The 14,227-nt window shown below is 39.5% G+C and carries 15 protein-coding genes; 11 read left to right on the top strand and 4 right to left on the bottom strand.

Annotation, left to right across the window (positions count from 1 at the left end; all coding sequences use genetic code 11):
• Positions 1-104 precede the first annotated feature (104 nt).
• From FXF70_RS07710 to FXF70_RS07690, 5 genes are all read left to right on the top strand, one after another.
• Positions 105-1,547, top strand: coding sequence for an alanine/glycine:cation symporter family protein (locus FXF70_RS07710; RefSeq protein ID WP_187424760.1), 1,443 nt, complete (start codon positions 105-107; stop codon positions 1,545-1,547).
• Positions 1,544-2,701, top strand: coding sequence for an iron-containing alcohol dehydrogenase (locus FXF70_RS07705; RefSeq protein WP_148780076.1), 1,158 nt, complete (start codon positions 1,544-1,546; stop codon positions 2,699-2,701). Before FXF70_RS07710 ends, FXF70_RS07705 begins: the two co-directional genes overlap by 4 nt.
• A gap of 236 nt (positions 2,702-2,937) precedes the next feature.
• Positions 2,938-3,687 (top strand): glucose 1-dehydrogenase, encoded by a 750-nt coding sequence (locus FXF70_RS07700; protein ID WP_148780075.1) that lies wholly within the window; start codon positions 2,938-2,940, stop codon positions 3,685-3,687.
• Positions 3,688-4,060: 373 nt separating this feature from the next.
• Complete coding sequence (locus FXF70_RS07695) at positions 4,061-5,281, top strand: MFS transporter (protein WP_148780074.1); 1,221 nt, start codon at positions 4,061-4,063, stop codon at positions 5,279-5,281.
• A gap of 70 nt (positions 5,282-5,351) precedes the next feature.
• Positions 5,352-6,392 carry a 2,3-butanediol dehydrogenase gene (locus FXF70_RS07690; RefSeq protein WP_008342621.1) on the top strand — a complete coding sequence of 347 codons (1,041 nt, stop codon included), beginning with the start codon at positions 5,352-5,354 and terminating at the stop codon, positions 6,390-6,392.
• Positions 6,393-6,433: 41 nt separating this feature from the next.
• On the opposite strand, the gene FXF70_RS07685 is transcribed toward FXF70_RS07690, so the two are convergent.
• Genes FXF70_RS07685 through FXF70_RS07670 form a run of 4 tightly spaced genes read right to left on the bottom strand, consistent with a single transcriptional unit; the run spans position 6,434 to position 9,476 of the window.
• The gene (locus FXF70_RS07685; RefSeq protein WP_008342619.1) at positions 6,434-7,147 is read right to left on the bottom strand and encodes an amino acid ABC transporter permease; all 714 of its coding nucleotides are present in this window, start codon (positions 7,145-7,147) and stop codon (positions 6,434-6,436) included.
• 12 nt (positions 7,148-7,159) lie between these two features.
• A complete protein-coding gene (locus FXF70_RS07680; protein ID WP_008342617.1) occupies positions 7,160-7,858 on the bottom strand; it encodes an amino acid ABC transporter permease in 699 nt (232 codons plus the stop codon).
• The gene (locus tag FXF70_RS07675; protein WP_148780073.1) at positions 7,855-8,715 is read right to left on the bottom strand and encodes an amino acid ABC transporter substrate-binding protein; all 861 of its coding nucleotides are present in this window, start codon (positions 8,713-8,715) and stop codon (positions 7,855-7,857) included. Before FXF70_RS07675 ends, FXF70_RS07680 begins: the two co-directional genes overlap by 4 nt.
• Positions 8,712-9,476, bottom strand: a complete 765-nt coding sequence (locus FXF70_RS07670) for an amino acid ABC transporter ATP-binding protein (protein ID WP_024718348.1) — start codon at positions 9,474-9,476, stop codon at positions 8,712-8,714. Before FXF70_RS07670 ends, FXF70_RS07675 begins: the two co-directional genes overlap by 4 nt.
• Positions 9,477-9,620: 144 nt before the next feature.
• Between FXF70_RS07670 and FXF70_RS07665 the strand changes: the two genes are divergently transcribed.
• The 6 genes from FXF70_RS07665 (at position 9,621) to FXF70_RS07640 (ending at position 14,199) form a co-directional block, all read left to right on the top strand.
• On the top strand, positions 9,621-10,790 hold the full coding sequence (locus FXF70_RS07665) for an acyl-CoA dehydrogenase family protein (protein WP_148780072.1): 1,170 nt from the start codon (positions 9,621-9,623) through the stop codon (positions 10,788-10,790).
• A 118-nt stretch (positions 10,791-10,908) separates the two neighbouring features.
• On the top strand, positions 10,909-11,694 hold the full coding sequence (blaBPU, locus tag FXF70_RS07660; protein ID WP_395947859.1) for a BPU family class D beta-lactamase: 786 nt from the start codon (positions 10,909-10,911) through the stop codon (positions 11,692-11,694).
• A 140-nt stretch (positions 11,695-11,834) separates the two neighbouring features.
• Positions 11,835-12,302: a hypothetical protein gene (locus FXF70_RS07655; protein ID WP_262368816.1), complete on the top strand. Its 468-nt coding sequence runs from the start codon at positions 11,835-11,837 to the stop codon at positions 12,300-12,302.
• Between the two features lie 137 nt (positions 12,303-12,439).
• Positions 12,440-13,096 (top strand): hypothetical protein, encoded by a 657-nt coding sequence (locus FXF70_RS07650; protein WP_046526836.1) that lies wholly within the window; start codon positions 12,440-12,442, stop codon positions 13,094-13,096.
• Positions 13,097-13,150: 54 nt separating this feature from the next.
• Positions 13,151-13,909, top strand: a complete 759-nt coding sequence (locus FXF70_RS07645) for an Imm26 family immunity protein (protein ID WP_008342601.1) — start codon at positions 13,151-13,153, stop codon at positions 13,907-13,909.
• A gap of 47 nt (positions 13,910-13,956) precedes the next feature.
• A complete protein-coding gene (locus FXF70_RS07640; protein ID WP_046526837.1) occupies positions 13,957-14,199 on the top strand; it encodes a DNA-binding protein in 243 nt (80 codons plus the stop codon).
• The last annotated feature ends 28 nt before the right edge of the window (positions 14,200-14,227 follow it).

The raw sequence follows: 14,227 nt of genomic DNA, 5'->3' as shown, positions 1-14,227 counted from the left end.
CCGATTGATGCAATCAGAAAACTTCTATAGATAGATCATAACATTTTTACTATGATAAAAGTAGGCGCTTTCATTATTTAGAATGTTCAGATTTTATAGGGGGGATGGCTTTGTTTGAAACGATTGTCAATTCAATAAATGACTTTTTATGGACATATATTTTAGTCGTTATGTTAATAGGGATTGGAATCTACTTTACGGTGAGAATGAAGTTTATGCAAATTGTCTTACTAAAAGAGATCTTCCGTTCTATTTTTGAAAAAGCCCCAAAAATAAAAGGGAGTCAAGACATTTCTTCAATGCAAGCTTTCTTTATCGGAGCAGCGACGAGGATTGGAACTGGAAATATGGCAGGTGTTGCTATTGCCATCACAGTTGGTGGTCCTGGAGCTATTTTCTGGATGTGGTTTGCAGCGGTTTTAGGGGGAGCTTCTGCATTTGTCGAAAGCACACTCGCTCAAATATATAAAGTGAGAACAAGTGATGGTTTTAAAGGGGGTCCAGGCTATTATATACAAAAGCAATTTGGACTGAAATGGCCAAGTAGGATCTTTGCCTTTTCTGTTATTATTAGTTTTGGCTTAATTTTTAATGCAGTACAAACGAACACCATCACAAATGCCTTTCGATATTCATTTGGTATCAGTCCAATTGGCATGGGGGTATTCGTAACCATTCTTACGGCTCTCATCATTTTTGGTGGTGTAAAGAGAATTGCCCGCTTTACCCAAATCATTGTGCCAATCATGTCCTCGTTTTATATTATCTTAGCACTTTATGTGATTGTGACAAATATCGCTGATGTACCCGCAGCATTAGCAAGTATTATGAAAAGTGCGTTTGGATTAGAGCAAATGGTTGGAGGCGGAATCGGCGCTGCAATAATGAACGGTGTCAAACGCGGTTTATTTTCCAATGAAGCAGGAATGGGAAGTGCACCAAATGCCGCTGCTGCTGCCCATGTTTCACACCCAGTAAAACAAGGGTTTGTTCAATTATTAGGCGTATTTTTTGATACATTAGTTGTTTGTAGTTGTACAGCATTTATTATTATGCTATCAACAGTAGAAACAGCAGGTGATTTGTCAGGTATTGAAATTACTCAAGCTGCAATGGCGCAGCATTTCGGTTCTTGGGCTAGTATTTTCTTAGCATTTGCGATCTTTACTTTTGCATTTAGCTCTATTGTAGGTGGCTACTATTACGGTGAAGCCAATATCGGTTTTATTCATAACAGTGTAACCGCGCTATTCGTGTATCGAATCACTGTTTTAATGATGATTATGTTTGGTGCTCTCGCCAACTTACAAATCGTTTGGACGTTAGCGGACTTGTCGATGGCGATTATGGCTATTGTTAACTTGGTTGCCATTGCGATTTTAGGCAAATTTGCTTTTGCGGCTCTAAATGATTACATGGGACAAAGAAAGGTAGGAAAGAACCCTGTTTTTTACGCTTCTACCATTCCTGGTTTAAAAGGAATAGAATGGTGGGGAGCAGAAAAACAAGCGATTAAATCAACAAATGAAGGGGTAGAAAATCAATGATAAATTTTGAATATGATTGTCATACGAAAATGATCATGGGGGCGGGGAAATCTAAAGATATTGCCTCTATTGTAGAGGACATTGTATTGCCTAGTGCTACAATTATGATTGTAACTGACCCTGGTGTAAAAAGCGCAGGATTGGTGACGCCTATTGAAGCGTATTTGCAAGAAGCTGGTTATTCCGTTGTCGTCTTTGATCAAGTATCACCAAACCCTAGAGATCATGAATGTCTAACGGGTGCAGAGCTCTTTAGAAAAGTACAAGCATCAGCGGTTATTGCGATTGGTGGAGGCAGCCCAATGGATACGGCAAAAGCCATTGCTTTATTAGGTCCAAATGGCGGTAATCCTGAAGAGTATATAGCAGGCAAGAAAGCGTACACAAATGTATCACCCTTAATTTGTATTCCAACCACGGCTGGAACTGGCTCTGAGGTGACCCGTTCATCTGTGATTACGTTAGCTGCTTCACATAAAAAAATCACCTTAAAACATGCCTTGCTTCGACCAACTATTGCGATTTTGGATCCTGCTCTTACTTCTACGGTGCCAAAAAGTATAACAGCGGCAACAGGTGTTGATGCACTGGTCCATGCGATTGAAGGCTATACATGTAAAGAAACAAACCCTATTTCTAAGGCGATGGGGGCAAGCGCAATGAAAACCATTGTGATCTATTTACCGAAGGCGTATGAAGACGGATCTGATTTAGAAGCAAGATACAAAATGCAGGAAGGCAGTTTACTCGCTGGCTTATGCTTCGGTTCCGCTGATGTAGCAGCCGTGCATTGTTTAGCCGAAGCGCTCGGCAGTCTTTATGATACGCCTCATGGTATCGCAAATGCTGTATTTTTACCTTATGTCATACAATTTAATGCAGCTGAAAACAAATCATTGCACATAGAGCTTGCAAACATCATGGGCTTTGCAGATAAAACGGATGCAGATGATGTGGCGATTCAAAAATTAATGGATGGTATGTATACATTCACAAAGAATTTAGGTATTCCATCACTAAAAGAATTATCTTATGTAAAAGTAGAAGATTTTGAAAAAATGGCTGAACTAGCAGAACAAAACAACTCTTCAAAAAGCAATGTTCGTGCCGTTACGAAAGCGGACTACTTAGATATACTAAAGGCTGCTTTTTAATATAATCATACAGAAAAAGAGCCGAATAGAATGACTGAATGATAAACACAAACCTTCCCAGACTTTACACAAGAAGCAAACGACTATGTCGTCAATATGGAGAATTACAAATATACCACCCTCCTAATGTATGATTTAGGTGGTGGTTTTTCTATGTCCCATTTGACTAGGTATCATGTATACATGAGTGGTATGATAGACGACAACATCTCATGAGAGAAAGGATAGGATAAACGATGAACTTTCACAATAAAACCGTCATCATCACTGGCGCAGCCAATGGAATTGGTGAATCGATCGCGTATGGCTATGCGAAAGAAGGGGCGCGTGTTGTGCTTGCGGATATTGACGAAGAGAAGGGCAAGCGCTTGGAAGATCAGCTGAAAAAGGAGTCCTTTGAGGCTTTTTTTAAAAAAACGGATGTGAAACAAGAGAAGGATATTCAAGACATCATGTCGGCTGCTGTGGCTCGTTATCAAACGATCGATATTCTCATCAATAATGCAGGGGTTATGTGTACAAAATCGCCTTATGAGCTAACGGTTGATGAGTTTGATCATGTGCTGCATACAAACCTACGAGGTGCTTTTTTATGTGCAAGGGAAGCGGCACGTTATATAAAAGAGAATCAATCAGGCGGTTCTATCGTTAATATCTCATCCACTCGCGCGACCATGTCAGAACCAGATACAGAAGCGTATGCTGCATCAAAAGGTGGGATATCAGCACTTACTCATGCGCTGGCTGTTTCCTTTAGTCAGGATCATATAACAGTAAACAGCATTTCTCCTGGGTGGATTGAAACGAAGGATGAGAAAAATTTGCGAGAAATTGACCATCAGCAGCATCTTTCCAATCGAGTAGGAACGCCAAAGGATATTGTCAAAGCTTGTTTTTATTTAACAGATGAAGACAATCAATTTGTGACAGGAACAGATTTGGTTGTTGATGGCGGCATGACTAGAAAAATGATTTATGCGGATTAACATGAAAAAAAACATTGACGCCTTGACGGAGGCGCAGTACAATATGTAACAATTCAGCTGAAGATCGTGATGAAAAAAAGATAAAGCATAAATAGAGAAGAGTATGTAATGGCTGCCTCACACAGAGAACTCCGTAAAGCTGAGAAGGAGCTGGGAAGCGTTACAGAACCAAGCCTCTTAGCTCTGTACCGGATTCATTGTGATGGTGGTGCAGCGGCATTCTCCCGTTATAGAGAAGGGTTAGCGATAACCTGCTGAGGTTCATCTGGTAACAGGTGAATGAACTGAGGTGGCAACGCGGAGTCAATCCCGTCCTCAAGACAGAAATGTCTTGGGGGCGGGATTTTTTTGATGAAAAAAAGGAGGCACTACGATGAAAAAACATTGGCGGGATATGAGCATGTTACTTGGAGCGATTGGTATTGCGAACATAGGAGAATGGATTTATATGATTGCTCTCCACCTGCTGATTTTTCAGGAAACGGGCTCCGTTCTTGCTGTAACAGCCGTCTATATGTTAAGACCTGTCTCGGCTCTTTTAACAAATAGCTGGTCTGGTAGTTTAGTAGATAGACTGAATCAGCGGAATGTCATGATCAGTCTAGATCTATGCCGGGCCGTTCTGATTGCTTGTTTACCCTTTGCCTTATTTTCAGGCCACTTATTGATCGTATATGTGATGCTATTTCTCATTCATATGGCACAAGCCATGTTTCATCCAGCTTCGATGGTGTATATGACAGCACTAATCCCGGCGGATAAACGAAAACGGTTTAATGCCATTCGATCCTTGCTGCAGTCTGGTGGATTTTTACTCGGACCCGCCGTAGCAGGGCTGCTTTTTCTCATTGGTACACCAGTCCTTTCAATTTATGTAAATGCAATCTGCCTTTTGATATCTGCTGTTTTGACGATGTGTTTACCGATTTTGTCAAAAGCAGACGGGGCACAAAAGGGGTTTTCTCTCTCGGTATTAAAGGAAGATGCAAAACTTGTCTTTCGTTTCAGTCTCACATCCAGGCAAGTGATGGCCGTGTATTTATTATTTAGTGCCGCCATCACGGTGCTGCCGACTGCGATTGACTCACTTGAAGCAGCTTTTGCAAAGGAAGTGCTGATGTTGACCAATACCGAATATGGGTTTCTTGTCAGTGTAGCTGGAGCAGGGATTATCGCAGGGGCATGTCTCAATACGGTCATTGTCGAAAGGCTGCCTGTTTCAGTGATGCTTGGTGCGGGGAGTTTGCTTGTGGCTTTTGGATACTTGATCTATGCTTTTTCGAACACATTGACTGTCGCAGCAGCTGGCTTTTTTGTTCTCGCTTTCTTTTTAGCATTTGCAAACACCGGTTTTATCACTTTTTATCAAACGAATATCCCGGTAGAGGTTATGGGGAGAGTGGCAAGTTTTTATGCGTTATGTGAAGCTGTTCTGACGATGATGATGACAGGAATATGCGGCGCATTGGCGCATGTGTTATCGATACGTACTTCTGTCATAATCGGCTGCCTATGTATGCTTCTTATTTGTCTGTTGCTATGTTTTGTCATTTTTCGTCCATTGACTGTCAAAAAAATAGTGCATCTTACTTAGAAAATTAAAAAAATTATGTTATCATTATTTAAGTAAGTTAATTAAATTGATGAGAAAAGGAGTCTTACAAATGAAAGCACTACGCTGGCACGATCAAAAGGACATTCGACTAGAGGAAATTGACGAACCAACAGTTGCTCCAGGAAAAGTGAAACTGAAAGTAAAATGGTGCGGCATTTGTGGTAGTGATTTACATGAATATTTAGGCGGGCCGATCTTCATTCCTGTGAATGAACCTCATCCACTTACAAAAGAAAAAGCACCCATTACACTGGGACACGAGTTCTCTGGTGAAATTGTAGAAGTTGGAGAAGGCGTGAGTAATTACAAAGTAGGCGATCGAGTGGTTGTTGAACCTATTTTTGCAACTCACGGGCACCAAGGTGCTTACAACTTAGATGAAAACATGGGCTTCTTAGGACTTGCTGGTGGCGGTGGAGGATTCTCTGAATATGTATCTGTCGATGAAGAATTACTTCATTTGTTACCAGACGAAATTTCATATGAGCAAGGTGCACTTGTTGAACCTTCTGCAGTTGCTTTATATGCCGTTCGTTCTAGTAAAGTACAAGCTGGGGATACAGCAGCTGTATTTGGCTGTGGACCAATTGGTTTACTTGTCATTGAAGCATTAAAAGCAGCTGGTGCTACTGACATTTATGCAGTGGAATTATCAAAAGAGCGCCAAGAAAAAGCAAAAGAACTTGGAGCGATCATTGTAGATCCTTCTCAGTATGAAGATGTTGTTCAAGAAATCGCACGCCGCACAAATGGTGGAGTCGATGTTTCTTTTGAAGTGACAGGTGTACCTGTTGTATTGAAGCAAGCAATCCAATCAACTAGAATTTCAGGTGAAACAGTCATTGTAAGCATTTGGGAAAAAGGCGCAGAAATTATGCCGAATGACATTGTCATTAAAGAACGTACAGTCAAAGGAATCATCGGCTACAGAGATGTTTTCCCATCTGTATTAAACTTAATGAGAAAAGGCTATTTCTCTGCAGACACACTCGTCACGAAGAAAATCAAGTTGGACGATGTGATCGAAGATGGCTTCCATGCATTAATCAATGAAAAAGATCAAGTGAAAATTTTAGTCAGTGCTGAATAAGTAGGACGAAAAAGAGAATGGCATCTGCCATTCTCTTTTTTTTAACGTCCAAGAGATTTTCCGTACACGCTGACTCGTTTCTCTAACAAAGCAAAAGCGAGTTCAAAGAAAATACTAAGCATCCAATAGATCAAAGCAGAGACAAGATACGTTTCTAAAAACTTGTAGCCATCATTTGCAATGATGCGCGAGATTCCCATGATTTCCAGTACACCAATTGTAAACGAAAGGGATGTGGCTTTTAACAGCTGAATGAGCTGATTCCCTAGGTTTGGCAGGGCAACCACAAACGCTTGCGGTAAAATAATGCGAATCATCGCCTGTCTGGTGGTCATGCCAACGATTTTCGCCGCTTCAAGCTGCCCTCTGTCTACTGCAAGAAGTGCGCTGCGGACCACTTCTGTTAAATGTGCGGCTGAATGCAGGCTGAAGGTGATAAGGGCAACGGTAAGCGGGGAGACCATATCCGGGTGAAAGGTCAACCCAAAAGTGCTATTCATTTTGGTCAGAACAAATGGAATGCCATAAAAGAAAGCAAACAACTGAACAATGAGAGGTGTTCCTCTAAAAAATGAGACATAGAGCGTGACAAGCTGGCGGAGCACAGGGATACGAAAGAGGCGAATGAAAGCAAAAACAGATCCAATCAAAAGGCTCACAGCCATAGAAACAAGTGCAATCAATAAGGTAAAGGGAACGCCTTTTAGAATATGTGGTATTTGGTCAATCGCAAATGATATATCAATGGTTTGCATCAAATCGCCTCCTTAGCGTGACAGGCTGGTGCGGCCTTTCACAAATTTTCTTTCCAGTAGCATCGTGATCAGTTCAATACTGATGCAAATCAGCCAATACACAATTGCAATGATGACGTACACTTCAAACATCCCTATCCCGTAGTTATTACCTAGGATGATTTTGACCTGTCCCATCATATCAATGAGTCCGATTGTAAATGCAATGGCAGTATCTTTCACGAGATCAATGGTGTAATTTCCGAGGTTCGGAAGTGCAATGAGAAAGGCTTGTGGAATAATGATCCTCATTAATGCCTGAGTATCTGTCATCCCAACAATGTAAGCTGCTTCAAGCTGATCTTTCCCAACAGAAGAATATGCACTGCGAAAGACTTCAGATAAATAAGCGCCCGTATGTAACGAGAATGTGATCATCACAAATAACACACGATCCCAATGATTGATTTGAATTCCGGCCATGAGTAAAAGCTGAGGCAGACCAAAATAAATCAGAAATAACTGAACAATGAGCGGCGTACTTCGTGTAAATGACAAATAAATGACCGCCAATTGTTTCAGCACTGGAATTTGTTTGATTCGAATGCAAGCAAACAGCAATCCGATGATGATGGCAAAAAACAACGACACCACAATCATAAGAAATGTGAGTGGTAGGCGATCAACCACCTGTAAAAAGATTCTTAGCCAATCTCCAGCTGTAAACGTCATGGCGCTTCCTTCCTTTCTTCATATTGATAGCCTTGCTCTGATATATAGTCAATATCTTGAAAGAAATCAACGCCAAACCATTTCTTCGCAAGGTCAGGTAATGTTCCGTCTTCTATCATCTCTTGTGTCACTCGGTCCAATTGTGATGCTAGTTTCTTTTGACTAGGCTGTAAGACAAGATAAATAGGTTCCTTTGAGACAATGCCTCCCACTTTGACTTTCAGGTGTAGATGTTTTTGAATCGTATCAAAGGTCGAAATATTCATAAAAGCCGCATCGGACCGTCCACTTTCGACTCGTTTTAAATTGAGTTCGTTTGAAGGGCTTTCAATGGTCGTGAGCGGAATTTTCCGATCATTTTCTTCATTATATTGATTTAATATGGAACGAAGGCCGCCACTAGGACTGACGGGAGCGAGCTTTTTTGATGTCATATCGTCTAGAGATTGAATATCTTGCTCTGATTCATTCACAATTAAACCTGTCATCGAAAAGCCGTATGGAACCTTAGGATAAAGAAAGCGTTTTTCACGTTCAGGATTACTAAAAAACCAATTAGCCGCCATTTCAAATTTCCCAGCGCCGATCCCAATTAAATTGGATTCTTCCTCGCCAAAGATATAATCAAAATGAATGTGTGGCAAACGTTTCTCGACTTCATTTAAATAATCGATGTTATAGCCAATCGGCTCGTTGCGGTCATTTGTGGCTAAAAAAGGCGGATTGACTTCTGCGCTTAGTGCGACTTTGACAATTTGTCTGCCATCATCTGTTGTCGTTTTCACACTGCTACAGCCAATGAGAGAGAGGAGAAACAGAAGGATACTAGCGGCAGTGAATAAAGTCTTGCGCTTCATCTGTCTTCCTCCAATCCTTGCCACATCCCGCGATGAATTCTTGATAAAAATTGTTTCGTCCGTTCATGCTGAGGCTTCATCAGGACGTCTTCTGGTGAGCCTTTCTCAACGATTTCCCCATCTGCCATAAAGATCACTGTATCCGCTACATCCTTTGCAAACGAGATTTCATGCGTCACAATGACCATCGTCATGCCTTGGCTCGCAATATCTTTCATCATTTCAAGGATTTCTCCGACCATCTCTGGGTCTAGTGCAGACGTTGGTTCATCAAACAAAAGCACCGCAGGATTCATCGCAAGCGCACGGGCAATTCCGATACGCTGCTGTTGACCGCCGGATAATTCACTTGGAAACGCATCTTTTTTATGAAGCAGCCCAATTCGCGTTAACAATTGCTCTCCGATTTTTTCCGCCTCTTTTTTAGACATGTTTTGAGACACAATCAATCCTTCTGTGATGTTTTCAAGTGCTCGTTTATTTTGAAACAAGTGATAATGCTGAAACACCATAGACGATTGCTGTCTGAGTTTTAAAAGATCTTTTTTTCGATATTGTTCAAATTGAATCGTGGCTTCTCCAACTGTCAGCGTTCCTTTGTCTGGGATATCAAGGCTGTTTAAACTGCGGAGAAGGGTTGTTTTTCCTGATCCGCTCGGTCCAATAATGGCGACCACTTCACCTTCTTGTACGGTGAAATCAATTCCTTTTAACACATGAGTTGACCCATAGGATTTATGTAGATTAGTAGCAGAAATCATAAAAGCATCACGTTCCTTTGACATATGTACTTAATATTGATAAAATTTAACACATTAAATCCTATAAGTAAAGTGTGTTTTAATAATACCTATTGGATAAATCGGATATGATAGATTGCGAGAAACAGAGGAGTTGGATACGTTTTGTCTAAAGCATTATTTGTCGATACAGATTTTCAAAAAAATTGGCTAAATCAACTAGAATCCCTTCGTGAAACGATCGAACAATCTGCAAAAGAACATGATGAGGGTGCCTATTTTCCTAAACAGAATATCGAATCATTAGTAGAACTGGGCTATACAACGTTGTCTCTGCCTGTTGAGTACGGGGGCGGGGGTCAATCTGTAAAGGATATGGTCCTTTTTCAAGAAACGCTGGGAAGTATGGATGGAGCAACTGCCTTATCGATCGGCTGGCACCAAGGAGTTGTTGGTGAAATTTATGAAAAGAAACTATGGAATGAGAAGCAGCTGCAATTTTTTGCTGAAGAAATCAAAAATGGGGCTCTTGTGAACCGGGCTGTCAGTGAAGCGCAAACAGGGAGTCCAACAAGAGGAGGCAAACCTGGAACAACTGCAACGAGATCAGGAGATCAATGGGTGATCAGTGGCAGGAAAACATTCACAACGATGTCACCAGCGCTCACATACTTTCTCGTCGGTGTATGGATCGAAGAAAAAGAAGCGATGGGCTTCTTCTTAATTCACCATGATACAAAAGGTGTTTCTATAGAAGAAACGTGGGATGTTGTTGGCATGAGAGGAACAGAGAGCCATGATTTAATTCTAGATCATGTGGAAGTTCCAGATGACATGTTGGTTGAAGTGCAAAAAGGACCTCGGGGCGTTACGTTAAACCCTTGGATAGCACATATTCCTTCCTGTTATTTAGGGATTGCACAAGCGGCAAGAGACTATGCTGTTCAGTATGCCATCACCCATTCACCGAACAGTATTAGCGGAACGATTAGCGAACTGCCAAATGTCCAAACACTGATTGGCGAAATTGATTTACTACTAAAGCAAGCACGCCATGTCATCTATTCAACGACAACATTGTATGAGCAGCCAGAGAAAAGAGAGCTGTTAATCAATGAATTCGGTGCTGTGAAGCATACAGTCGTCAATTATAGTCTGCAAGTGGTCGATAAAGCCATGCGTTTAGTCGGTGCAAAAAGCTTAAGCCTTAGCTGCCCGCTTCAACGTTACTATCGAGACATTCGTGCTGGCCTTCATAACCCACCAATGGACGATATGACAATTTCAAAAATTGCAAAGCAAGCGATTGAAGAGAAAAAATGGAACGTACAATAAACAGAAAGCCGGATAAAACCGGCTTTTTTTTTTGGCAGAAAAGAGGACAAGCGTACCTTATGTCTTATCGCTCAACATGCTAAAATCGATACAATTCATGGGAAAAGGAGCGGTTTTTTTGAAGAACCATATAAAATGGCTATTTTTCACTATTATGCTGATGGCACTTTTTATCGGCCAACCTTCATCAAGCGAAGGAACATCTCCAAAATGGTCCGTCGATGAATTCATGAAAGATCGGGATGGCACATTTGTAATTCAAGAAGTAAAAGAAAAATCACCATGGGTGTATAACAAAAAAAGAGCGAACAAGCGCTTTGCACCACAATCAACGTTTAAAATAGCAAATGCCTTAATCGGACTTCAAACTGGCGCAGTTAAAGATGAATACGACATCAAATATTGGGACGGAGTAAAAAGAGAGATTGATAACTGGAATAAGGACCATACACTGGGCTCTGGCATGAGAGATTCAGTCGTCTGGTATTATCAAGCCATGGCGCGTGACATCGGGGAAGAACGCATGAGCCATTGGATAAAAGCCATTCATTATGGGAATCAAGACATATCTGGCGGAATCGATCAATTTTGGCTAAGCAGTACGTTGCGCATTTCTCCAGTAGAACAAGTTCATTTCCTTAAACAGCTATATGAAGAAAGTCTCCCATTTGACCTATCGGTTATGAGAACCGTCAAACGAATGATGATACAAGAAGAAGAAAAACACGCCACGTTATACGGAAAAACAGGCTCCGGATCAGGAATCGGCTGGTACGCAGGCTTCATCAAACATGAAAACAAAACCTACATCCTCACCACAAATATAGAAGGCACCGGACTAGAAGCAAAAGAAATCACCTATCGTATTTTGAAAAAATATCATTTGGTAGAAGCATCCGTTTAGGGTGCTTTTTTATGTGTGAAAAAGGGGATATATAGATAAGTTGATGATATATGGATTAGTTTGAAAGTACGGTATATTTATAGAAATATATTGAAGTGAAATAGTAATCATTATCTTAACAACTATAGGCAATGCAAGAGGTGAAAAATTTGAAAAAAATTAAATTGAATACTTTGACCAAAGAATTTATCACAGATATCGAAAAAGAAATAACAAAAATCGCTTTGAATATAGTGAATGAAAAACAAATAGATTTTAGAGATTTAGGGTTAACAATCAATGCTGCATTTGGACGATTCGGATATGGGAAGAAATTTAGCGGGAGAGAAGTTCATGTTTCAGATTGTTTTAAAGCAGGTTATCATTCATCCATATATTTTTCAGTAGATTATCTAAATGGCGAAGAGTTTCATGATGGTGATGAGGGAGATGAAGGTTATTGTATAGACCATCTGGATATCTGGGATTGTGTATCAAATAATCTGATCAGCAAAAAAGGATATTTAATTGCATTTGAAAATGAAGTGGATTTGCGAGGAATTATTATACAACTAGTTAATGAATTGTACAAAGAAGCAACAGAAATTCTTCAAATTCTAAGGAGCTAATATTTTAAACTAGCTATATTTAGAAGGGAAGAAAGGGCATTTTAATGGGAATGAGATAGAGCATTTACACCTAAGAAAGCAAGTTTTGAAAAAAGAGTGAGCAAACATTCACAATCTTATTAGGAGGCTTACAAGAAGTGTATTTGAAAAATATACAATTAATGTCAGATGACGACCGTGGGAACTTAGCCAGCCAATCCCTTTGTATGACTGAAATGTTTTTATACGAATTAGAAAAGAAATTTCAAACGAAAGATTGTGAGGCTATTGTTTTGATATGTGGGCCTTTTAAAGACTACAAATTAATTAGTACTTCAAAAGATGAACCAGACATCTTATTTATAAAAAATACGTACGAGCTGGAAGTACCCTTCCGTTACAGTGAATTTGAAAATGCAACAAATAAGAAAAAGATCTTAGCAGATACTTTGGAAAAAGCGATACTCTATCTTTGTGAACTGAAGAATTGGGACAGTCAGCTAGTCAAAGCAACATTTAAGAAAATGAAGGAGAAGGAATATAAAGCGGAGATTAAAGGGAGAACAAAACTAAGTCCCGATAAAAAAAGAAAAGCTTACCCACTTATCGAATTAGATTTAAAACAGTTTACTCTTTATCTTGTTGTTGAAGACAATAAAAGAAATATCTTAGATAAAAAATTAATTGCTAAAACCGATACTTACTTAGAAGAAATTTCCTATCATATGAGAGAGCTTAAGTGGTTAACGGATCATGAAGTGGCACTTTTCAAACGTGCACATAAAACAGTTTATACAAGTATACGTTTATCGTGATAAAGCAAAATGAGAATAACATAAAGAACACAATATATAAAGGGGGTATTCTAAATGGGCTTTTGGGAAGAAGTACATAAGAAAAAGAACATCATAATTGGTGATGATGGATTAGATATTTTTGAAGAAGCGATTGAACAATTCTATGAAATGACTGAGGAACATTTGAAGAGAAAGCCAACGATTGATGAGATGCTTTTGACAATTATGATGGCTTTAAACAATGGAGGTAGTCACTATTTTGATGATTTAAACGACAAAGAAGTAACGGATATTAAAATAACAACTAAAAAAGTAAAAACTTTAAGTAAAGTAGAACCAGGAGCTATATTTGAACTCCCATTAAAAGAAGTTGGGAAATTGAGCTATGCTTTGATCATTTCGGGTGAGGGGAAAAATCAATATGATGATATTTTAATCCAATACTATGATTTGTTTGTTGATGAAAGAATAGAAAAAAATGAGTTAAAACAATTGATAAAAAAAGAGAAAGGACTATTCGTTGCAAATACAGGCCTGACAGGCTTTTTAAGTGGTTCATGGAAAGTCATCACAAAAATAAATCAAGATTTTATAAAAGAAGAGGATCTTCAAAATCTGAAATTCGTGGAATACCGAAATGGAAATTATTACGTAAGCGAGGGTAAAGAAGGTTCCGATACACCTGCTATGGACTTAGAGGTTGCTGATCCAAAAACGGCTAAGACTATATTTAACCCGATGGGTATACGTAGCGAATACACTATTAAAAACATTCTTACTTTATATTTTAAAGGTATGTCAATGGAGGATATTATTAAATATGAAATATAGGCAGTTTACAGCGTAAAATGAGTTTTGAGAAAGGAATGGTGTAATAAATGGCTGAACCAAAAATGCTAGACTGTTTAAATAAAATACGAAATGTCTTAAAGGGGACGATCACAAGAGAACAAGTGTCTGATTGGGCTGAAATTTACGTTTCTGCAGACGATCCAGAAATAGACGATGATCAAGTTTGGGATATGCTGATTCTTTTAAGTGGAATTGATTTGAAAGATTCACCTAATTCTTACTTACATCCTGTAGATGATTTGAATGACTGGTTAGAAGAATACAAATAGTTTCTATATATGAGCTTGCTAAATTCTT

Source organism: Bacillus sp. Y3, from assembly GCF_008123875.1.
Classification (GTDB): domain Bacteria; phylum Bacillota; class Bacilli; order Bacillales; family Bacillaceae; genus Bacillus; species Bacillus altitudinis.
The sequence above is the reverse complement of the archived record's forward strand: the minus strand, read 5'-3'. Positions and strand labels throughout refer to the sequence as shown.